General features: G+C 59.9%; 8 protein-coding genes and 1 pseudogene. 7 read left to right on the forward strand and 2 right to left on the reverse strand.

What is annotated here, in order from left to right; all coding sequences use genetic code 11:
- Window positions 1-233: 233 nt before the first annotated feature.
- Window positions 234-908 carry a uracil-DNA glycosylase gene (locus SELSP_RS00390; protein WP_013740486.1) on the reverse strand — a complete coding sequence of 225 codons (675 nt, stop codon included), beginning with the start codon at window positions 906-908 and terminating at the stop codon, window positions 234-236.
- Between the two features lie 154 nt (window positions 909-1,062).
- Between SELSP_RS00390 and SELSP_RS00395 the strand changes: the two genes are divergently transcribed.
- The 6 genes and pseudogenes from SELSP_RS00395 to SELSP_RS00415 all read left to right on the forward strand — a co-directional run bounded on the left by SELSP_RS00395 (window position 1,063) and on the right by SELSP_RS00415 (window position 19,915).
- A complete protein-coding gene (locus tag SELSP_RS00395; RefSeq protein WP_006192715.1) occupies window positions 1,063-3,276 on the forward strand; it encodes a transporter substrate-binding domain-containing diguanylate cyclase in 2,214 nt (737 codons plus the stop codon).
- A complete protein-coding gene (locus SELSP_RS00400; protein ID WP_013740487.1) occupies window positions 3,258-4,604 on the forward strand; it encodes a glucosaminidase domain-containing protein in 1,347 nt (448 codons plus the stop codon). The genes SELSP_RS00395 and SELSP_RS00400 overlap by 19 nt, the downstream gene beginning before the upstream one ends.
- 330 nt (window positions 4,605-4,934) lie before the next feature.
- Window positions 4,935-5,825: an RpnC/YadD family protein gene (locus tag SELSP_RS00405; RefSeq protein ID WP_006192717.1), complete on the forward strand. Its 891-nt coding sequence runs from the start codon at window positions 4,935-4,937 to the stop codon at window positions 5,823-5,825.
- 760 nt (window positions 5,826-6,585) lie between these two features.
- A complete protein-coding gene (locus SELSP_RS00410; protein WP_013740488.1) occupies window positions 6,586-8,400 on the forward strand; it encodes a ShlB/FhaC/HecB family hemolysin secretion/activation protein in 1,815 nt (604 codons plus the stop codon).
- A gap of 111 nt (window positions 8,401-8,511) precedes the next feature.
- Window positions 8,512-9,342, forward strand: a pseudogene (locus SELSP_RS12590) (two-partner secretion domain-containing protein); the annotation flags it as partial.
- Window positions 9,343-10,288: 946 nt separating this feature from the next.
- A complete protein-coding gene (locus SELSP_RS00415; protein ID WP_327219990.1) occupies window positions 10,289-19,915 on the forward strand; it encodes an MBG domain-containing protein in 9,627 nt (3,208 codons plus the stop codon).
- A gap of 73 nt (window positions 19,916-19,988) precedes the next feature.
- Here the strand turns inward: SELSP_RS00415 and SELSP_RS00420 are convergent, their stop codons facing one another.
- Window positions 19,989-20,852, reverse strand: coding sequence for an RpnC/YadD family protein (locus tag SELSP_RS00420; RefSeq protein WP_006192721.1), 864 nt, complete (start codon window positions 20,850-20,852; stop codon window positions 19,989-19,991).
- 282 nt (window positions 20,853-21,134) lie between these two features.
- Here SELSP_RS00420 and SELSP_RS00425 point away from each other — a divergent pair, with 282 nt between their 5' ends.
- A complete protein-coding gene (locus SELSP_RS00425) occupies window positions 21,135-22,334 on the forward strand; it encodes an S-layer homology domain-containing protein (RefSeq protein WP_013740491.1) in 1,200 nt (399 codons plus the stop codon).
- Window positions 22,335-22,377 lie beyond the last annotated feature (43 nt).

Genomic DNA, 22,377 nt, shown 5'->3' on the forward strand with positions numbered 1-22,377 from the left:
GAAATGCCCTCCAAAACGAAATAAACGGGACAGGTGAACCCGCTCTGTGAGAATGTCCGACACGCAGGCATTCCCTAGTGGATAATACGATACTATTTTGATGCCTATTACCAAGTGTAACAAAATGTCGCTTTATGTGCAATAAAGTTTTGCAAATGTGCCGAATCGCAGCGTGAATGAACGATATGCATCGCTTGCGCTGCTCTTTGGTTGATCTCTATAGCTTCTACAGATCAAACATCGGGCAGCTGCCAGTCGATCGGCGTCTGCCCCGTGCTTTCGAGGAACGCGTTGGCGCGGGAGAAGGGGCGGCTGCCGAAGAAGCCGCGGAAGGCGGACAGGGGACTCGGGTGCGCCGATTCGATGACGGCGTGCGGCGGGGCGGCGATCATCGCCTTCTTGCGGCGTGCGGGCGCACCCCAGAGGATGAAGACGAGGGGCTTTTCGCGTGCTGAGAGCAGCTCTATGATGCGGTCGGTGAACTGTTCCCATCCGTGCCCATGGTGCGAGGCGGCGGCGTGGGCGCGTACGGTCAGCACGGTGTTCAAAAGCAGCACGCCCTGCTTCGCCCACGGCGCGAGGCAGCCGTTGTTCGGCGTCCTGCAGCCGAGATCGCTGGAAAGCTCCTCGAAGATGTTCTTGAGCGACGGCGGCGGCTCGACGCCCGCCTGCACAGAGAAGGAAAGTCCATGCGCCTGCCCCTCGCCGTGATAGGGATCCTGGCCGAGGATCACGACCTTCGTTTCGGCGTAGGATGTGTAGTGGAGCGCATTGAAAATCGCATACATATCGGGAAAGATGCGGCGCGTGCGGTACTCTTCGATGAGGAAGCGGCGCAGTTCCTGATAGTAGGGCTTTTTCATCTCGTCGGTGAGCAGGCCCTCCCAATCGTTTTGAAAAATTTTCATGGCAGTCTCTCCTTCGTCCATACTTCTTTTCCATCATTATAGCAAAGTCTGGAATTTTATGTAGTGAAAATTCAGGAAAAATCTGCTATACTATAGTCAGTGTCAAACTGTACATTGGGCGGTTCGTCCGAGAACTGCAGGAGAGGTGTTGGAAATGAATCCCGTCATGCGCTGCGGCATCATCTTTTTTTTCGTCCTGCTCATGCTGCTTGCGCCGCAGCGTCTGCTCCATGCGATGGATTCTGCGCCCGTGCTGCGCGTCGGCTGCCTCGATGTCTCGTCCTTTCCCGACGGATCGCCCGAGCGGCTGCTGTTCAACTACGCGAAGCGCTACCTCAACGAGGTGGCGCGCAGCACGGGCTGGCAGTACGAATATGTGGAGATGGACGAGTGGACGGCGCGCGAGATGCTGCGCGAGGGGCGCATCGACATGTACTTCCCTGCGCGCGAGATGCCCGGTGACGAAGGAGCGTTCTCCTTCAGCGTGGACAGCGCGGCGTATTCGATCCTCTCCCTCTATGTGCGCGAGGATTCCTCCCTTGAGACGAACAATCCCGCCGTGCTCGCCAACATGCGGATCGGCGTGCTCCAAGACGGCCTGTATTCCTATGCGCTGATGCCGCTCGTGCGCGAGCAGGGCGTGCGCGTCGACGTCGTCGAGCATCAGACCGCCGAGGCGCTGCACGGGGCGCTTGCGCGGGGCGAAGTCGACGCCATCTTGGACAGCGCGAGCCGTCGAAAGGACGGAGAGAAGCTGCTCCTGCGCGTGGCGCTCATGCCCGCGAAGTTCATCGCGGCGAAGAAGCGGGAAGGTCTGCTGAAGAACCTCAGCGATACGATCCTTTATACGGAAAGGGTCAATCCGAGCTTCGAGACGTATCTGGGCAAGGCCTTTCTCGATCGGGCGCAGAACCAGCTCGTGCGCTTCAATGCGTCGGAAAATACCTACCTGGCATCCGCGCCCGACCTGCGCGTCGTCTACGTCGGCGGACATGAGCCGTTCTTCGGCGACCGTTTGGAAAAGGGCGTGCCCGAGGGCATTTATCCGAGCCTTCTGCAGGCGCTCGGCGAGACGCTCGGCCTGCGCTTTCGCTTCGTGCGCGCCGAGGACAACGAACATGCGCTGAAGATGCTGCGCGAGGGCGAGGCAGACATCTTCTTCTGCGTCTACAACAACCTGCCGTCGATGCGGGATCTCTTCTTCACGGCGACCTTTGCGACGGAAGATTTCTCCTACGTTGTGCGGCGCGGCGCGGGCGACGTGCCGACGGGAACGGCGCGGGTCGCGCTGCCGCGCTGGTTTCATGGCATGCGCACCTACCTGAATATGCAGCATCCGAACTGGCAGATCGTGCCGGTTGACGAGCCTGTCGACTGCCTGCGCATGATCGAGGAGGACGGCTGTGATTTCGCGCTTCTGCCCTCGCTCTTCCTGCAGCAGAGCAGCCTCCTGTCGATGCATCCGAGCCTTGTCGTGCTCGCGAGTCATTCGGCGGAGATCCCCGTGAGCATCGCGATTTCGGGCGAGCAGCCGCGCGTCCTGCAGTCCGTCATGACGAAGGGCATCTTGAAGATGGATCCGCGCCGCGTGCAGGAGATCGTCAACGAGCACATGACGGGGCGTCTGACGCTGACCGCCATCGTCGCACGCTATCCGATGCAGACGGTGGCGCTCGCCGTCGTCTTCCTTCTCTCCGTGTTCATCGCCGTGTTCCTCATCGAGCGCTCTCGTGTGCAGAGACGCCAGTCGGAGGTGCTGCTCGCGAAGAACGAGGAGCTGGAAAAGGCGGTCGAGGAGCAGAAGAAGCTGATGCGTGCGCGCGACATCTACAAGCAGGAGGCGGAAATCGACCCTCTGACGGGGCTTTTGAACAAGAAGGCGATCCAGTCCGCTTGCGAGGAGATGCTGGGAGGAACATTGAAGGAAGGGGCGGTTCATGCGTTCTTCGTCATGGATCTCGACCACTTCAAGGAGATGAACGACACCTACGGCCATCAGGCGGGCGACGACGTCCTGCGCCGCTTTGCACAGGAGGTGCGCTCGATCTTCCGCCAGTCGGATCACATCGGGCGCTTCGGCGGCGACGAATTCACCGTGCTCATGCCGAACGTGACGACCCTCGTCGCCGTCGAGCACCACGCGCGTCGGCTCATGACGGCGGCGCAGGAGCTTGAGGTGCGCGACGACCGCTCGCTGCTCTCCGTGAGCATCGGCATAGCGCTCGCGCCCCTGCACGGCACGAACTACGACGATCTCTTCATGGCGGCGGACGCGGCGCTCTACGATGTGAAGCGTGCGGGACGCAACGGCTGGAAGATTTACGACGTGAAAGAAGATGGAGGAACTTTATGCCCGAAGGAAAAATGACGGGGACGATGCGGCGTCTTCTGGCGAGAGCCGCCCTGGCGGCGCTCCTCGCCGCGTGCGCGGGAGCGCCACTGCCGTCCGTGGCGCAGGCCGCGCAAGGGACGCCCGACTCCGCCGTGCAGGGCGCACAGGCGGCGACAGACACGGGCGCGAAGAAGGATGCTGCCGTGCCCGTGTTCGTCGCCCGTCCGCATTTTGCGGCAGATCTTCCCGCCGAGGTCAACGAGAAGGCGGCGGCAGAGGTACGCTTCTTCATTGCCGAGCCGCTGACCGAGCCGATCTTGGAGGAGGAGGCGCCGCCCGAGAGCATCGAGATCCTAGGAGCGGCGGAGGCGACGCAGGCGCAGATGGCGGCTTTCATCCGGCGGCGCAATCCGCAGCCGAAGCTCGCCTGCTCCGTCGAGGAGATTGTGCGGCTCTACTACGAGGAGGCAGGGGCGGAAGGCGTGCGTGCTGACATCGCCCTTTGCCAGGCATTGAAGGAGACGGGATTCTTCGCCTACGGCGGCGACGTCCTGCCCGCTCAGAACAACTACTGCGGTCTCGGCGCGACGGGCAACAAGGCCAAGGGCGCGTACTTCGCCACGCCGCAAGAAGGCGTGCGCGCTCACATTCAGCACCTCATGGCATACGCGACGACCGAGAGACCGCACGCGCCGCTCGTCGATCCGCGCTACGATCTCGTGCGCCTCTACCGCACCGACATCTACGGCAAGATCAAGCACTGGACGGGACTCAACGGCGTCTGGGCCGTGCCGGGCACCTCTTATGGGCAGGACATCCTGCTGCTCTGCCGCGAAGCGACGACGCCCGACGCGAGCGACGCCTCGCTCGCCTTCGCCGAGAAGAAGCTCGCCGAAAAGAAAAATGCCGCCGCTTACGTCTATCGCGCCATCGTCTTTGCGAAGCGCGGCGAGAGCGAGAGGGCGGCAGCTGACTTGGAGGCGGCTCTTCGGCTCTCACCGAAGAGCGCGGCAGCGCTCTATGATCGTGCACTCTTCTTTACGGCAGCGGGCGATGAAAAACGTGCGAAGGCCGACCTCGAAGCACTGATCAAGGCGCAGCCCGACTTCGTCTACGCATGGTACAACCTCGGCGTCATGAATCTCAAGGCGGGCAGGAACAATGCTGCGATGAGAGACTTCGAGCGCGTGCTCGCCCTCGTGCCGCAGTCGGCGAACGCCCAGAGCAACATCGGCATCGCCCTCGTGCGCGAGAAGAAATACCGAGAAGCGTGGCGAGCCTTCGCGCAAGCCGCTGAGATCAACACGACGAACCCGACGGTGCTGATGAATCAGATCGTTTTCGCCGCGTGCCTGAAAGAATAGCGGACGGAGAAGGCACGGATCCCGCTGTGGGAAAACGGGTTTCCCAGGAAAGCTCAGGAAATCGGGCCGAAGGCTGCAGACGAATCGGTCAGCTTCTGCAAGACATGGGAAACCATGACCTGAAAGCTCAGGGGTTGGCGTGGACGCATCTTGTCCACGCCTTTTTGCTATACAGGAGAAGATGTCGAAGTTCGAGCATATCGGCGGTGGGACTGCGTGGCGTTGAAGCCGACGCATCGCAGCTCTTTTTGCCACCTGCCTGTTTGTGCGCGATGATATATGATATAATGGGAGACAGAAGAACAACGCTTGCAAAACGGAGAAGCAGCCATGGAAAAAGAAGCGAAAGGCAGACAGTATCAAGATACGGTATTCCGCCTCTACTTCAATGATGAACAACGCCTGAAAGAAGTGGCGGGCGCTTTGCATGGACGTTCCTATGCCCGAGATCCGCTGAAGATCGTGACGCTTGACGGAACCTTCTTGTCACAGATCAAGAATGACATATCCTTCTTGCTGGCACAGCAGCATCTGATCTTCATGGAGCATCAGAGCACGGCGAACAAGAACATGGCATTGCGTTGCCTTTACTATGTCTGTGAACAATGGCGTCAATACGTACCAGCGAAGAAGCTGTATCAGAACACGCGGATCGAACTTCCCGCGCCGGAATTCCATGTATTCTATTCGGGAGACGGCGATATGCCTGAAACGTATCAGATGAAGCTGTCCGATGCGTATAGGAAGCCGGAGTCGGATGAAAATATCAACCTGGAATTGAAGGTATGCTTCCACAATATCAGCTACGACGAGGCGAAAATACTCCTCCAGAAAAGCCGAACGCTTCATGACTATAGCTTCTTCATCGATCGAATCAAAAAGAATATGACGAGCGGCATGGCAAGGGCGCAAGCCATTCGCGAGGCCATGCGATATTGCGAAGAACATGATATCATGGCAGAATTTTTGCAGCAACACGAAAGGGAGGTTGTCGATATGGTGAATTTTGAATGGAATCAAAAAGACTTTGAAGAAGCCATCCTTGAAGAAGGCATCGAGCGCGGCATGAAACGTGGGCGTGCCGAGGGATGCGAGGAAGGGAAGGTCGCTATTGTCTTGGAGATGCTGCGTGACAAGCTGCCGCTGGAAACCATCGCGCGCCTTTCAAAGTTCTCCATGGAGCGCGTGCAGGAGCTTGGCAGGAGGCATAGTCTGCTTTGAGTGCATCTTGTGCATATCGGAGGAATCTCACATTCGCGATAGAGCGATAAGGAGGAGCCGCACATCGCGTGCGAGACTCCTCCTTTTTTTACCCGTCGGAAGCATGCGAGGGGTAGGCGAGCACAGATGTGTGAAGGTGGGCGGCTGAATTTATCAGTGATTCCTTGACGCAAGGCGCAGCGTGTCGTATAATGAACCTGAAAAGGGTGTTGCTGGTAAACGGTCAGCCCCACTCGCGTTTGGATTTAGAAAACCCGCCTACGTCTGGAAACTGAAGGCGGGTTTTCTTATTTTGCCTTTAAGGTAACGATACAAATCGTTACGAGGAAAACGAACGACAAAAAATCGTACAGTTCCATGGGCTATCCCCCTGCTGAGCCGTCCAAGAAGCAAGCCCGTGGGCGTAGCTGATTGGCAAACGGCTCGTATGCGAAAACGTCCCAAGAGCGTGAGCCGAAGGCGAGACGCGATTGGCTGACGTTGACCGCCATTCAGGGGCTAAGAATCGACCGCCTACCGATTAGAAGCAACACCGTCTATAGTATAGCACATTCAGGCAGCTGTCGCCTGCCTTTTTTTGTACGAAAAACCCCGTTCTCGCATAGGTCAAAAATCCCTATTTCTGCAAGACCGCAAAGAAATAGCTAATATCCGCTAGGAAAAAAGCCCGAATTATGCTAATATATAGCATACAAGTGCGGTTGATACTTTTGGAAGCCGTCGTGAAGAACGATGGCAAGTCATGGAAGGAACGATGCGAATGAAGATGCAGGATGCAGAGAAAATGCGGCACAGGCCTTTTGCTGTAAAGCGATGCAGGCGTCTGTCCTTTGCCGTCACGCTCGCTTTGTTCAGCGCTGTGCTCACCCCCTTTTGCGCTGAAGCGGGAACGGTTTCAGATGCGGCGGGCGATGCGCAGCGTGCCATGGTGCGTGCGGCGGCGGGCGAAGCGCCGATGATGGGTGCGAGCGCCGTCGACGTGCCGAAGACCGAGGGAGCGGAGGCAGCCGCCTCGCCGGACGTGACGCGGGTGGGCGTGGAAGCCCCTGCGCTGCGGCAGGCGGAGCAGCAGGCTGCGGAGAGCGCGATCCTCGTGCGCCGCTACACGTTCTCGGGCGAGAACCCCGTGACGGACGAGGAGCTTCGTGCGCTCTTAAAGCCGCACAAGCTCAAGTACGCGCGTCTCGCCGACCTCGAAGAGCAGGCGGCGGAGGTCACGAAATACCTGCGTTCCAAAGGATACTTCGTTGCCTTCGCCTACCTCGCGCCGCAGGACTTCGCAGACGGCACGGTCGACTTCACGATCGTGCCCGGCCGCTACGACAAGGTCGTCGTGAACAACAATTCGTATTTGACAGAAAATGCCATTCGGCGCGAGATGGGGCTTTCCTCGGGCGAACTCGTGAAGAAAGCGCCGCTCAACCGCGGCGTCTGGCTGACGAACGACCTTTCGCGCGTCGAGGCGCGCACACAGATCAAGGCGGGCAGCCGCCAGGGCACGTCGGACATCGTCATTGACGTCAAGAACAAAGGCAACCGCATGTGGGGCTACGTCGGCGTCGACAACGGCGGCTACCGCTACACGGGACGCTACCAGTACAGCGCCTTCTTCAACTACGCGAGTCCGTTCCGCGAGGGCGACCTCTTCTCCGTCGGCGGCGTCGTGTCGAACGGCGGCATGTGGTCGGGATCGGCGTCCTATTCGACGCCGCTCGCCAAGCAGGGCGAGCGCGTCGGCGTCAGCTACGCGCGCTCGCACTACACGCTGGGCGGCGCGTTCTCTGCGCTTGACTACACGGGCACGTCGGAGACCGTGAGCCTTTGGTGGCAGCACAACTTCCAGCGCAGCCGCGACTTCAACCTCTACGGCACGCTGCGCTTCGACTGGAAGGATCTTGAGGACGAAGCGAAGGGCATGGCGTACAAGAATCCCAAGGGAGCGAAAAACTGGGTCATCGGCATCAACGGCGACAACCTCGACCATATCTGGACGGGCGGCCGCAACACCTTCGCGCTCAATTACACGTATGGCGACCTCTCCATCGACGATGAAGTGCAGCGCCGCTACGATGCCGCTACCGCGCGGACGGCAGGTCATTTCGGCAAGTGGAATTTGAACTTGACGCGCCTGCAGCACATAGACGATCGTCTCTCGCTCTACCTCTCGTACAGCCGCCAGTGGGCGAACAAGAACCTCGATTCCTCGGAGAAATTCTCGCTCGGCGGGCCTTACGGCGTACGCGCCTACCCTGTCGGCGAAGCGTCGGGCGACGACGGCTGGCGCTGGACTTCGGAGCTTCGCTGGAACTTGCCGACGCGCGAGGGCGACGAGAATATCTGGCAGCTCATTGCCTTCGTCGACGGCGGTCATGTAGGGCTCTACCACGACGGCTGGTCGGGCTATACAGGGCCGCAGAGCCGCAGCCTCTACGGCGCGGGCGTCGGTGTGAATTGGAGCAATCAGGCGAACTGGGTCGCGCATCTGCACTACGCTTGGAAGATCGGCCGTGAAGAGGCGACTTCCGACACGGATCGCAGCGGCAGGTTCTGGTTCCAACTGTATAAATTCTTCTAAGAAACGCTGATAAAATGAGGTCGCCCAGATGTGTGAAGATGGGTGGCTGAATTTATCAGTGATTCCCCAATATCGGTTTCAGACGAAAAAGGAGAAATACCCATGCGCTTCATGAAAAAGCAGCGCCGCGCGAGGAAAGAGCGCGGCGAGAGCAATCCCTTCCTGCTGCGCCTGCAGGAGAACGTGCGCCGCGCCCTCTTGGGCGGCGTCGGCATCGTGGCGGCGGGCGCAGCCCTCGTTGGCACAAGCAGCCCTGCCAGCGCCTTGCCGCAGGGCGGTGAAGTCGCGGCGGGCGCTGCCGACATCGCTAAGAGCCAGGCGGAGATGGCAATTCATCAGGCGACTGAGAACGCCGTCATCAACTGGCAGAGCTTCAACATCGCGGCAAACGAGCGCGTCAATATCTTCCAGCCGAATGCTCAGGCTGCACTTTTGAACCGCGTGCTCGGCGGCAGTCCTTCGGAAATCTTCGGCACGCTTACGGCGAACGGGCGCGTCTTCCTCGTCAACCCGGCGGGCGTCCTTTTTGCGCCCGGCGCACAAGTCGATGCGGGCGCGATCACGGCTGCGGCGATGAACATTACGAACGCCGACTTCATGGCGGGCAAGTATGCCTTCGTCGGCGCAGCTGAGAGCGGCAAGGTCATCAACCGCGGCACGCTTCGTGCGGCGGATGCGGGCGCAGTCGCGCTTCTCGGCAAGGATGTCGTCAATGAAGGCGTCATCGTCGCCAAGAAGGGCGCGGCGGTTCTCGCGGCGGCCGAGGACGTCACGCTCGACTTCACGGGCGACGGCAAGGTCGCGGTCGTGCCGTCGAAAGCGGCGATGAAAGAGAGCGTCACGAACAAGGGCATCGTCGAAGCGGACGGCGGACTCGTCTTCATGACAGCGGCGACGGGCGACGCGCTCGTTTCCTCTGCTGTCAATCAGGAGGGCGTCGTGCGTGCCGCGAGCCTTGACGGCAAGGCGGGGGCAATCCGCATGACGGCGAACGACGTGCGCCTTGCCGCAGGCAGCGTGACGGACGTGAGCGGCGCGAAAGCCGGCACGGTTGAGATCGGCGGCGGCTGGCAGGGCACGGGCGACCTCGCGCACGCTGAGAATGTCACGGTTGAGCGCGGCGCGGCGGTGCGTGCCGATGCGACGGCAGCGGATGCCGCGGGCGGCACGGTCGCCGTCTGGTCGGACGGCAGGACGAAGTTCGCGGGCGAGATCACGGCACGCGGTGCAGGCACGGGCGCGGGCGGCGCGGTCGAGACCTCGGGCAAGAAGGTGCAGATCACGGGACGCGTCGATGCTTCGTCAGCGGCGGGCAAGGCGGGCGAGTGGCTGATCGATCCCGGCGATATTGAGGTCAAGACGCGAGGGACGGGGGACCCCGAAGCTGGCTCTCAGGCGGACGTGCAGACCGTCACCAATTCGCTGAACGGCGGTACATCTGTAACCATCCAGACGGCGAACCTCACGGGAAATGACGATCACTCCATCACCGTGACGGACGCCATCAACAAGACGGCGGGCGGCGACGCGACCCTCTCCTTGAAGGCGACGGGAAGCGTCAATATCAACGCTGATATCAGCTCGACGGCGGGCAAGCTCAATGTGGACATTACATCCGATACGAACCACCGTGCGGGCGGTCGTGTCAGCGTTGCAAGCGGAAAGAATATCAAGACGCTCGGCGGCAATGTCAAGATCGGCGGCGGTCTCATGGACAGCGGCGTTGGATTTGCCAATTCGCAGAGCGCGGGCGAAGCGGGCATCATGCTCAACGGCGTCACGATTGACACGACGGACGGCACCACGGCGAGCGGCAATGTCGAACTCGCGGGCAGCACGACGGCGAACGCGGCGGGCGTATCGCTCGCGGGCACGACGATCACGGCGGGTGCGGGCAAGGTCACGCTCGTCGGCAAATCCACGGGCGGCGGCAAGGGTATCGCCCTCGGCGGAAACATCACGACGCGCTCGGTCGAACTGCGCACGGAATTCCCTCGACCTCTCGGGCACGATCACGGGCGATGGCGACCCCGCAGGCACGGCGAAGGTCTGGACGCTTTCGGACGGGAAGACCATCAACTTTGGCACAGGCACGGGCGGACTTGATCTCGCAGGCGATACGTTCACGAGCACGGGAAAGATTCAGAACTTCAAGAAGAATACGGTCGGCGACGCCGCGAAAAAGGCGAATATCATCGCAAACGGCGTGACGGCGGACGAAGATCTGGAAATGTATACGGGTGCAGGCACGCTGACGGTCAGCGGCGCGGTGAATATCGCTTCGACGCACGCACTGACGCTCGGCTCGAAGAATGCCATGACGGGCGCGGGCGTCATCACGGCAGACGCACTCAAGCTCGATGCGGCGGATGCAACTGTGAATCTCACGGGCGCGAACGCTGTCAAGAAGCTCGACGGCAAGGCGAAGGGCTTGACCTTTAAGAACAGCGGCAATCTGACCGTTGGCGGTGAAACGGGGTTGGTGACAGCAGCGGGCGGCGCGAGTCTCGACGTGACGGGCGATCTCACGGTCGGCGCACACGGCATGACGAACGCGGCGGGCGCGATGAAGCTCAAGGCGAGCGGCACGCTCAAGCTCGATGCGAATGCCGAGGTCAAGTCGACGGGTGCGGCGGCGACATCGCTCGAAGCAAATACTGTTGAATTTGCTTCGGCGAGCAAGGTATCGACAGCAGGCGGCACGATTGATGTCAAGACGGATGCGCTGACGCTCCCCGCAGGAGCGCAGGGCACTCTTTCGAGTGCAAACGGAAAGGTCACGGTTGAGACGAAAACGTCGGGCAAGACGATGTCCGTCGGTTCTTCGAGTGCCGATGTTCACATGAATGACCTCGATTTCATCAACTCCGGCACGGGCGAAGTCCATCTGGGCAATGCGTCTACGGGCAACGTCGAGATCAGCACAGCCGATGTCAAAGCACCGCTGACGGTCGAGTCGGGCGCAACGCTCAAGTTCTCGGGAACGCTCTCGAATACGGCGGGCAAGAACACGACGTTCAAGGCGAACGCCGTGGACTTTGCTGCGGGCGCAAACCTCGCGGCGGGCGCGGGCACGATGACAATGGTGACGGATGCTGTCACGAACTGGAGCAATGTCACGTTTGCCGACAGCAATGCGAAGGGCACGTTTGCCCTTCAGCCCAAGACGGTGGGCAATTTCACCGTCGGCGGATCGAGCGCACTCGTCTCGGATGCAGGCCTCGGCAAGCTCAAGGCGGGCAATTTCTACAACGTCGCCATCGGCACGAAGGAGAATGTCGGCACGGCGACCATCGCGGGCATCGCGAGCGGCAATCTGCCCAAGTATACGAGCATCCTAACGAAGGGCAAGATCAACGTTACGGGCGCGGTCGTCGGCACATCTGCCGATACGCTCGCGCTCCATGCCGATGCGCCGGGCGCGACGCTCGGCGATGGACTGTCGCAGAGTGCGCCGATCACGGTCGGCAATCTGCTTCTCCTCGGCAAAGGCTCGATGGATCTCAGCACGCAGGCGAACAAGATTGAAAACATCGCCGCCGATATGGCGGACGGCGATCTCAAGCTCAAGAACCAGACGAACATGAAGGTCGCTGTCGTTGAGAATCGTACCGTCACGCCGAAGGTGAATGTCGACGGACTCAAGACGAAGTCGACGGACATCAAGATGGATGCCGGCAAGAAGCTCACGGTCGCGGGCAATCTGAGATCCACGGACGACACGAAGATCGAAGCCGACGATCTCGACCTCGGGAATAACAAGGTCAACGTCGGCAAGAAGCTCACGCTCGAAAAGGCGACGAAGTCGCAGGCGATCAACATCGGCACGGGTGCGGGCGATTGGAACATCAACAACAGTGCCTACGGCGAGATCAAGATCGGCGGCGCGACGCAGACGGGCAACATCAATATCAAGGGTGCGACCTTCAAGAAGCCGTCGGATATTGAGACTACGGGCGACGTCACACTGACGGGCGCGACGAAGGCGGGCGCGGACGGCAAGTCCGACATGAAGATCAAGGCGCATGCGGCGACTCTGCCGACGGCGTCCGATACGCTCGCTGTCAAGAATCTCGACCTCGACCTCTCGGGCGGCATCGATCTCGGTCTTGGCAAGATCAACGGACAGAAGGACGGCAAAGTCACGGCGAAGGGCGCATCGGCGAGTCAGGACATCTATATCAGTGACAATGCCGCAGATGCTCCTTCCACGGAGTTCCGCATTGCCTACCGTACGATCAACAATACGCTCGATGGCTTCGGCGGCTTCGACGTCGCGGGTGAGAAGCATGTCTACTTCTACGGCGGTTCGGTCAAGAAGTCCATCAATGCGGCGGGCAAGCTCGGCGTCGAGGTGCGCGACAATCTAACCATCGAGGGCAAGGGTACGAAGCTCAAGATCGGTGCAGATCCGACGCAGGCGGGGCATGATCCCGCCTCGGTCATCACGGGCGGCTTTACCGTTAAGCAGGGCAAGACTGTCCATGTGAAAGGCGTCGACGGGACGAGCAAGGAAAACGGCGCAGAGATCAATATCCAAACGGCGGGCAACATCCATCTCGAGCAGGGAGCTACACTGAAGGTCGAGGGCAACTATGCACAGGCGACGCTCAATGCACGAAACGGCGACGTCGTGCTGAACGAGGATGCCAAGGTGCAGGTCGCTCCCGGCTCCACACCCGTCTGGGTCGATGTCACGGGCAAAAAGCTGCAGCTCGACGCACGCGCTCAGCTCGACTCGGGCACCGATACCGTCGGTGCTCTGCGCGTGCATACGGATGAGATCGTCACGCCGACAGCGGACGACAATACGACGAACATCGTCGGCAAGAGCGGTCTCGTCATCACGCGCAAGACGGCGGGCGATTTGACGCTCAACAACGCTTCTACGGGCGCAGGGCTTCATGTCACGAGCGACCAGCTCAACGGCAAGCTCTTTGGCAAAGATTTCAGCGAATTGGTTCTCGGCGACAATCGCAGCCAGACGGTCACGATCGACGGACTTGAAGCGAACAACCGCGTCGTCGTCAAGACAGCGGAGACGGGCAAGACGGTCATCGGCGCGGGCGGACTCAAGGTCGGCACGGACGGCTCCGGCAAGGACTACAAAGTGACGCTGACCACGGGTGAGATCGAGAACTCGGGCGGCGCGGGCATCATGAACATCGGCGAGGGCAGCACGCTGAACCTCTATACGAACAATATCACGAATCTCGCAGCGCACGGGAGCAGTCCGTCCGTCACGGGCACGGGCACACTCGGCATCGGAACGTACAACGGCTCGAAGACCATCGGGCTTGGCGACGGTGCGACGGGCGACCTGCAGTTGACGAACAATAAGTTCACACAGGTATTCGGCTCGAACTTCTCGCATTACGCCATCGGCAACGGTACGCAGGGTACGATCAATGTGAAAAATTCTTCCCTCGGGAAGGACGTGACACTGCAGGCGGATAACATCAACTTCGCAGGGGATATGACGCTTGCGGCGGGCAAGACGCTCGTTGTCAACGCCAAGACGGCGGCGAACCAGACGGCGGGCAAGATTACGGCGGCGAATCTCGCCGCCGTCGGCGGCAACATCGCGCTCGAACAGGCGAACGAAATCGGCACGCTCGCCGCCGACGCCCTCTCCGTCAAGGTCAAGTCGAACGCCTTGACGATCGGCGAGATCACGACGCCTGCGGGCGCTCCCGTTCCCTCGCGCACGATCACGGGCGTCAAGGCGGGCGAGTCCGGCGGCACGGCGGGCGACGTCGTGCTTTCGGCGGACGCCATGACCTTCACCGAAGGCGTCGAGGGCAAGGGCAATCTCACCGTGCAGCAGGCAAATGCGGCGACGAACCTCAATGTCGGCGCGACGGGTACAGGGCTGAATCTGCCTGCGAGTCTCTTCGGCGGCGCGAAGATCAAGGACGGCTTCAAGCATGTCTATCTCGGCCGCGAAGATGCGACGGGCGCGACAAAGGTCGGCGGCAATCTGAACTTCGTCGATCCGACAACGATCCGCTCAGGGAAAACCGCAGGCTCGATGACGGTCGACGGTTCGGCGAACATTCAGACGAACGGCAACGACTTCGCACTCGAATCGAAGGATTTGACGACGGCGGCGGGAAGCTCCATCGATACGGGCACGGGCGCGCTCACGCTCAAGACCGATGCGATGAACTTGAACGGCAAGATGAAGGGCAAAAAGGCGCTCAATATCCTGCCGATCTCGCACGATCGCGACATCAAGCTCGGCGGCGAAGTGAACGATCCCGCGAAGCTCTCGCTGCTCGACAAGTATTTCAATGGAAACAACCGTCAGTTCTGGGAGTATGAGATCATCAACATCGGCGACCGTGGCGGCGGCGGACGTCTCTATCAGAGCGGCACGATCGACATGCCGTTCACCGTCAACATCCAGCAGGCGATCACGAGCGGCCAAGGCGGCGTCAACCTCTCCGGCTCGATCAAGACGCACGGCAGGGACTATACCGTCGCCAGCCGCGAGGTCAATCTCGACGATGCGCATATCAATGCCGACGGCGCCGACCGCGATCATGACGGTAACGTCGCCATCCAGGCGGACAAGCTCAACACGGCGAACGGCAGCACGATCACGGGTCACGGCGACGTCTCCTTCGACACCTATACGCCGGACAAGACGCTCAACTTCGGCACGCCCGGCGCGGGCGGCTCTGCCTCCGATCCCACACTTCCGTCCGACATCTTCAGCGGCACGGGACTCCTGCGTAAGAATTCCGACGGCAAGGGCTTCCGCAAAATCCGCATCGGCGGAACGAATGCAGGCGATATCAAGGTCGGTAATGTCGACCTGCCCGAGGGGCTTGCCGATGCCGTATCCATCAAGACGAACAAAGATGTCACCTCGACGGGTGTCTTGAAATCCGTTCCGACGCTCGAAGTAGATGCACATAACGTAAATCTCACGGGGCCGAACGAGATCAAGAATCTCGGTAATATCACGTCCGCGACGGGCGTTTCCGTCGAGACGAAGGGCGGAACGAACGTCACGGGGGTTATCAAGGGGAATAACGCCGCCATCAATATCAAGAACAAGGACGGCGGCAACGTCACGATTGCGCCCGGCGGGCAGATCGTCGGCACGGGCACGTCCGATGTCCTCATCGAGGCGAAGGGCGGCGCCTTCAAGAACAAGGGCGGCGCGAACGCCATCCAGACCGCGCCCGGTCAGCGCTATGTCGTGCATACGGAGGACTCCGTCGAGAACGAGATCGACGGTCTCGTCTTCGAGTTCCGCCGCTACGGCACGGACTACACGCAGCGCGGATCGGTCACGATTCCGCCCGGCAAGAACGCCATGTTCTACAAGTACCAGCCCGAACTCAAGCTCTACTCGACGCGTGCCTACGGCGATGACAACGCGGCCTTCTTCAACTCGACGGCGGGCTTCCATATCGAAGACGACGGCAACCTCAAGCGTCGTGCGCTCGACAAGACGGAGGTCGACTATATCCGCAACCATGTGCAGGATTCGGGCACGCATAACTTCGGCACGACGAAGCTGACAAATGTCAATGCCGACGTCAATACGGCGGACGGCACAGTGACGAATGCGATGACCGATGTCACCAGACGTGCGGGCACGCATACCTATGGCTCGAATTCGAGCATTGCCAATGAGAAGATCACCTATCAGGGACATAACGACCTCAACTACAAGATTACGGTCGACTACCGCATCGTGCCGCGCGTCGTCACGGTCACGGGCAAGACATCGACCGTAAACTACGATGGCAATCCGCACAGCTATACGGGCAACGCGGGCGTTACATTCTCGAACTTCGCGAACAGCCAGACGGAAAATACAACGGGACTTCTCTCGGGGGCTGTTTCCTATACCCCGATTGCGGACGCGGCGAAGACATCGGGCTACGCGCAGGGCGCTGTCCATGCGGGCGAGTACAGTGTTGACTTGAAAAACAGCACGCTCTCCGCGACGAACTACAAGTTCAAGTACGTTCCGGGCAAGCTCACCATTAAGCCCATCGACATTCACTTCACCGCGCCGAGCGGCGAGCGCATTTACGGCACGGCAAACGACAGCGTGACGATTCCCACACCGTCGTATACGGGATCGCTTGTCTCCGGCGACAGCTTCGCCAAGTATACCGTCACAGCGGTTGATGGCGGCGGTAACGCTGTCACCGAGCGCACGGGTGTCGGATCGTACACGATGTCGCTCCAAGGCGTTGCTCTTACCACGGGCAGCCGCAGTCTTGCGACGGATTATAACATCACATCCGGCACGGGCACGCTGACCATCAAGAAGCGTGCGCTGACCATCACAGCGGGCGACAAGAGCCGCGTCTACGGCGATGCGAACACGACGGCGGGTTATGTCAATCACACGGCGAAGGTCAACGTCGCTGCGGCTACCGCAACGACGGGACTCGTCAACGGCGACGCCATCGACGATGTGACGGAGACGATTGACCCGACAGCGACCGCCACGACGAATGCGGGCACAGCAGGCCTTTGGACAAAGGCAAGCGCCGCGCACTTCTCGTCAGGCACGGCGGCGAACTATGACATCACCTACGTCAACGGACACTTCAACATCACGAAGCGGCCGCTGACGCTCGTCGCGGGCGACAAGAGCCGCATCTACGGCACGGCGAACAGCACCGCAAACTATGTGAACGGTACGAATCTCTTCCGCGTCAAGTCGGGCACGAACCTCGTCAACGGCGATGCGGTTTCGACCGTCACGGAGACGATTGATGCGCGTGCGACCGTCACGACGGACGCAGGTACGGCAGGACTCAAGACGAAGATTGCAAATGCCGTCTTCGGCACGGGAAATGCCAATAACTACGACATCTCCTACGAGGACGGCAGCTTTGCCATCACGCCGCGTGACTTGACGCTCCGTGCGGGCAGCAAGACGCGCATCTACGGCACGGAGAACTCGACTGCCGTCTACACGGGCGGCACATCGAAGTTCCGCGCCGACGGGGCGACGGCGACGACGGGACTCGTGAACGGCGATACTATCGCTGACGTTGATGAATCGACGGATGCCCTCGTTACGACGAACGCCGGTACAGCGGGACTCAAGACGCAGATTGCCAATGCACGCTTCGGCGCGGGCAGGGCATCGAATTACAACATTCACTATGTGGACGGCGGCTTCGATATCACGAAGCGCGACCTCTACATCACGGCGGGCGATAAGAGCCGCATCTACGGCGACGCCAACGAAACGGCGCACTATGTGAACGGCACGAACCGTCTCAACGTGCGTGCGGCAGACGCGACGACGGGGCTTGCGAACGGTGATCGGATTTCATCCATTACGGAGACGATTGATCCGTCGGCAACCGTCACGACGAACGCCGGCACGGCAGGTCTTTGGACAAAGGTAAGCGCCGCGCAGTTCTCGCATGGTACGGCGGCGAACTACAACATCCACTACGCAGACGGCGCGTTCACCATTACGAAGCGTGCATTGACTCTCCTTGCGGGCGATAAGAGCCGCATCTACGGCACGGCGAACACGACGGCGGGCTATGTCAATGGCACGAATCTCTTCCGCGTCAAGGCGGGCACGAACCTCGTCAACGGCGATACGGTTTCGACCGTCGCGGAGACGATTGATTCGCGTGCGACCGTCACGACGGATGCAGGAACGGCAGGACTCAAGACGAAGATTGCAAATGCCGTCTTCGGCACGGGCAATGCCAATAACTACGACATCTCCTACGAGGACGGCAGCTTCGCCGTCACGCCGCGCGACTTGACGCTTCGTGCGGGAAGCAAGACGCGCATCTACGGCACGGAGAACTCGACCGCCGTCTACACGGGCGGCACATCGAAGTTCCGCGCCGATGCCTCGACCGCCACGACGGGGCTCGTAAACGGCGACGCGGTCGCTGACGTCGATGAATCGACGGACGCCCTCGTCACGACGAACGCCGGCACGGCGGGACTTAAGACGCAGATTGCCAATGCACGCCTCATGGGCAATCGTAAGGCATCGAATTACAACATCCACTATGTCGACGGCGGCTTCGACATCACGAAGCGCGACCTCTATATCAAGGGCGGCGATAAGAGCCGCGCTTACGGCGCAGCGAACAGTCTGGCGCAGTATGTGAACGGCACGAGCCGTATCAACGTGCGCCATGCCGACGCGACGACGGGACTGGTGAACGGCGATCGGATTTCCTCCATCACGGAGACGATCGATCCGCTGGCGACCATCACGACGGATGCGGGCACGCCGCACCTCTGGACGCGCGTCTCTGACGTGCAGTTCGGCTCGGGGCTTGCCTCGAACTACACGATTCACTATGCGGACGGCAGCTTTGCCATCGTGCCGCGCGAGGTTCTCGTCACGGCGGGCAACGCTTCGCGCGACTATGGTGCACCGAACCCCGTCGTCACCGAGTACACGGTTGAGCGCGGCGACTATACGTCAGAGCGCGGCCTCTTGGCGGGCGATGATCTCACGGGCGTCGCGACCTACTACGATGCTGCCATTACGCCGCAGACGGCGGGCGGGACGTATGCAGGCGTCATTCACGTCGATCCCGCCTCCGTCAATGCAGGCTATCGAGGTGCGACGGCGCTTTCCAACTATCGCTTCAGCTATGCGCCCGGTGCATTGAAGATCAATCTGCGCGGCTTTGACATGAGCACGCCCGAGGGCAGGGTCGTGACGACGGGCAGCATCACAGCGTCCCAGATCATAGCGAACCTCAGCCATGGCCATACGGGCGGTGTCAGCGGCATGACGGGCATCGGCAGCGGCGGCGCGAGCATGCGCGGCGGTGCAGGAAGCATTGGTGGCACGAGCGCAGGCAGCGCCAACGCTGGAACGAGCAGCGGCAGCAGCGCCGGCACAACCGGCACAGCCGCAGGTGCGCCGTCTGCCGAGCAGCTGCACGATACATCGTTTGCCGACGGCGTTGCCGTCGACATGCCGAAAGATCTGGCGGCGACGAACTGGCAGAGCCGCGTCGTCGTCACGGCGGGCGGCGCTTCTGAAGCGCACGACTATGTCGAAGGCGCGGACGGCTCCTTCGGATTCGATCTCGCCAAGACGCGCGGCAACTACGGCATCCACGACGAGATTCCGGGTGGCACGTCGGAAGCCATCCCCGTCCTCTTCACGGACGGCGGCTCGCGCGACCTTGACGGCATCTACTCCGTCAACTACGGCCCAGGCAAGCTCGCCATCAAGCCCGCTTCGAAGAAGGTCGAGATCCCCGACCCCAAGGAGATCCGTCATGCTGCAGAGAAGGCTTTGAGCTTCCTCTACCAGACGAAGAACGGAGCCTTCGAAGTCACCTTCGGCAACGGCATCGTCACGCTCTATCCGAAAGACGCGCCGGCGCTCAACATCGTCGTCAGCAAGGACAAGAAGGCCGAGCGCGCCGTCCTCGCCTCCGGTCTCCTGACCGCCATCGAGGACCTCGGCGTGACTCCCGTGGAGATCCGCGCCGTCTACATCTTCAAGGAACTCGGCGAAAGCGCAGAATAAGCCGGCCGCAAGCCATAGAAAAAAGCCCCGTAATGGGGCTTTTTTCTATGGCTGTATGTTTTGTGATGCAAGATCAGCCTTTGACGAGCTGAGCGTACTTCGCGCGCTCTGCCGTCGGAATCTGAAGCACGTCCATCGCCTTTTCCATCGATACGTTGAAGCTTTTCATGATGTGGCAGATGGAAGCAGCCGTCGTTTGCATCACGCCTTGAGCCAATCCCTTTTCCATCGCTTCTTCGGCCCGCACTTCCAAAGCGCGTTCTTGATTCCAGGCGAAATTCAGCATATCGAAAACCTCCTTCGTATGTTTTTGGCGGAAATAGTCTCTCAGATAGTCATGCGCGATGCAGTATTGTACTGCCTCGCCTATGGCGGACTCCAATGTGCCGCCCTTTTTGACGTGCTCGCGCACCTGTGCGACGAATACGCTGTAGCTTTTAAGCGAGGGGCATTTTTCTAAAATGGGGCGCTGCGGTTTGTCGTTGATGTTTAGAACGGTGACGTTTAGATCCATATCGCCTTTGCGCCCACCGAAAGCATCGCTGAGGTGATGTTCCCAACAGTCAGGCATTTCCGTGCTTCCGTTATAGAATACATAGAATCTCGGTGCTGGCAGGGCGATGGATTCTCTTTTGTAGACAGCATCTTCATTTACATATTGACGATATATTTCCGCAAGGTACATGAAGAGTCGCAGGGGCATGTTTGCGTTGATGGTGCTTTGGTGCTCGGCAAGGAGCACATACTCGTTTCGGACGATGAATCCTACATCGTTCTTGATGCCGCTGAAAAGCGTCTCGTCAATAGTGGCGAGCGTTATGTCCTGGGGCGTTGCTTTGAGCCCCAGAAGGGCTTCGTAGATTTCCGGCAGACGTTCCCTGTTGTTGAAAATATCTCGGAACAGGGAATCCTTATAGGAACGTTTCGTTCTCCTCACAGAGTCACCCCCTTGACTGTATTATACTATGAACTTCAAGGAGGAAACAAGAAGGAGAGAGAAACAGAGTGGCGCACATTCCACCATTCTTAGGACGAAAACCCCTATTTCACCCTTCATGATTTTTTCATTTGCGTTTTCCTCTGAGCTGTGCTATTCTAGTTTCACGAACCGAGGATACGGGTGAGGTTGAGCTTGAGGAAACATGGACACTCAGAGGAAGCCTCCTTGGAGCTTTGGTTCACAGCCAAATTTCTATCTATCTTAAAGGAGGAGTTTCTCATGAAGAAGACTCTCACAGCAGCGCTCACGACGGCTCTTGTCGTTGGTGCAGCCTCGACGACGTTCGCTGCGGCGAACCCGTTCAGCGATGTTCCTGCCGACCATTGGGCATACGATGCAGTAGCCCAGCTCGCCGATGACGGCGTCATCGAGGGCTATGGCGACGGCACGTACCGCGGCCAGAACGAGATCACGCGTTACGAGATGGCGCAGATGGTCGCGAAGGCCATGGCGAAGGAAGACCAGGTCAATGCACAGCAGAAGGCCATGATCGACCGCCTTGCCGCTGAGTTCAGCGAAGAGCTCAACAACCTCGGCGTCCGCGTCTCGAACCTCGAGAGCCGCATCGACAACGTCAAGTGGACGGGCAAGCTGCAGTACGAGTACACGCGTACGAAGTATGATGGCGTGGATGCGACGACGGAGCACGATCTCAAGTTCCGCCTTGAGCCGACGGCTACGGTCAACGATCATTGGAAGGTCAAGGCTCGTCTCGATGCGAAGTGGGATACGAATAATGATACGGGTAAGGATGGCAACGTCAAGCTCAAGCGTGCCTATGTTGCCGGTCACTACGGCATCACGGATATCAATGCGGGCTTGATTCCCTACTACTCCGAGCAGGGCGTTGTGTTCGATGAGAACCTTTCGGGCGCCAGCGTCACGGTCGGCGCAGACCAGACGCTTTCCGGCACGTTGGTTGCTGGTCGTAAGCGCGAGGGCGGTGAGGCTTCGAATGTGCAGGGCGTGAACATCACGTGGAGGCCTACGGAAGAGTTCACGGGAGCTGCCGAGTATTATCGTGCATCGGTGAGCGGCGAGTACAACAATATCTGGGGTATCGGTGCGACGTACAACATTGCCAAGACCGCTGCTCTGAACGGTGGTTATTGGAAGAACACGACGCAGAACGATTCGGATATTAACCGCGCTTGGAATGTACAGCTTTCCTACAAGGGCGCTGAGCAGGAGAACATGCATAGCTTCGGTCTCTTCGCTGCATACCGCCGTCTCGGTGAGGCTGTCGCTGTAGAGCCGACGTTTGATGCCGTCAAGTCTGGCGAGAAGGGCTGGGAAGTCGGCGGCGACTACACGTTCGCGAAGAACATCGTCGGCACGCTCAAGTACTTCAACGGTAGGCACATCACGAGCGATACGAAGCTGAATCGCTTCTACGGCTCGCTTGAGTACTTCTTCTAAGAAGTCGAAAACATCGTGCTTCGGCGCGGTGATGAAAGAACCC

The organism is Selenomonas sputigena ATCC 35185 (genome assembly GCF_000208405.1).
Lineage (GTDB): Bacteria > Bacillota > Negativicutes > Selenomonadales > Selenomonadaceae > Selenomonas > Selenomonas sputigena.

What these genes read in the sequence shown, in the direction of transcription:
- SELSP_RS00410 (WP_013740488.1), top strand. Translation starts at nt 6,586, where the DNA reads ATGAAGATGCAGGATGCAGAGAAAATGCGGCACAGGCCTTTTGCTGTA.
- SELSP_RS00390 (WP_013740486.1), bottom strand. Translation starts at nt 908, where the DNA reads ATGAAAATTTTTCAAAACGATTGGGAGGGCCTGCTCACCGACGAGATG.
- SELSP_RS00400 (WP_013740487.1), top strand. Translation starts at nt 3,258, where the DNA reads ATGCCCGAAGGAAAAATGACGGGGACGATGCGGCGTCTTCTGGCGAGA.
- SELSP_RS00405 (WP_006192717.1), top strand. Translation starts at nt 4,935, where the DNA reads ATGGAAAAAGAAGCGAAAGGCAGACAGTATCAAGATACGGTATTCCGC.
- SELSP_RS00425 (WP_013740491.1), top strand. Translation starts at nt 21,135, where the DNA reads ATGAAGAAGACTCTCACAGCAGCGCTCACGACGGCTCTTGTCGTTGGT.
- SELSP_RS00395 (WP_006192715.1), top strand. Translation starts at nt 1,063, where the DNA reads ATGAATCCCGTCATGCGCTGCGGCATCATCTTTTTTTTCGTCCTGCTC.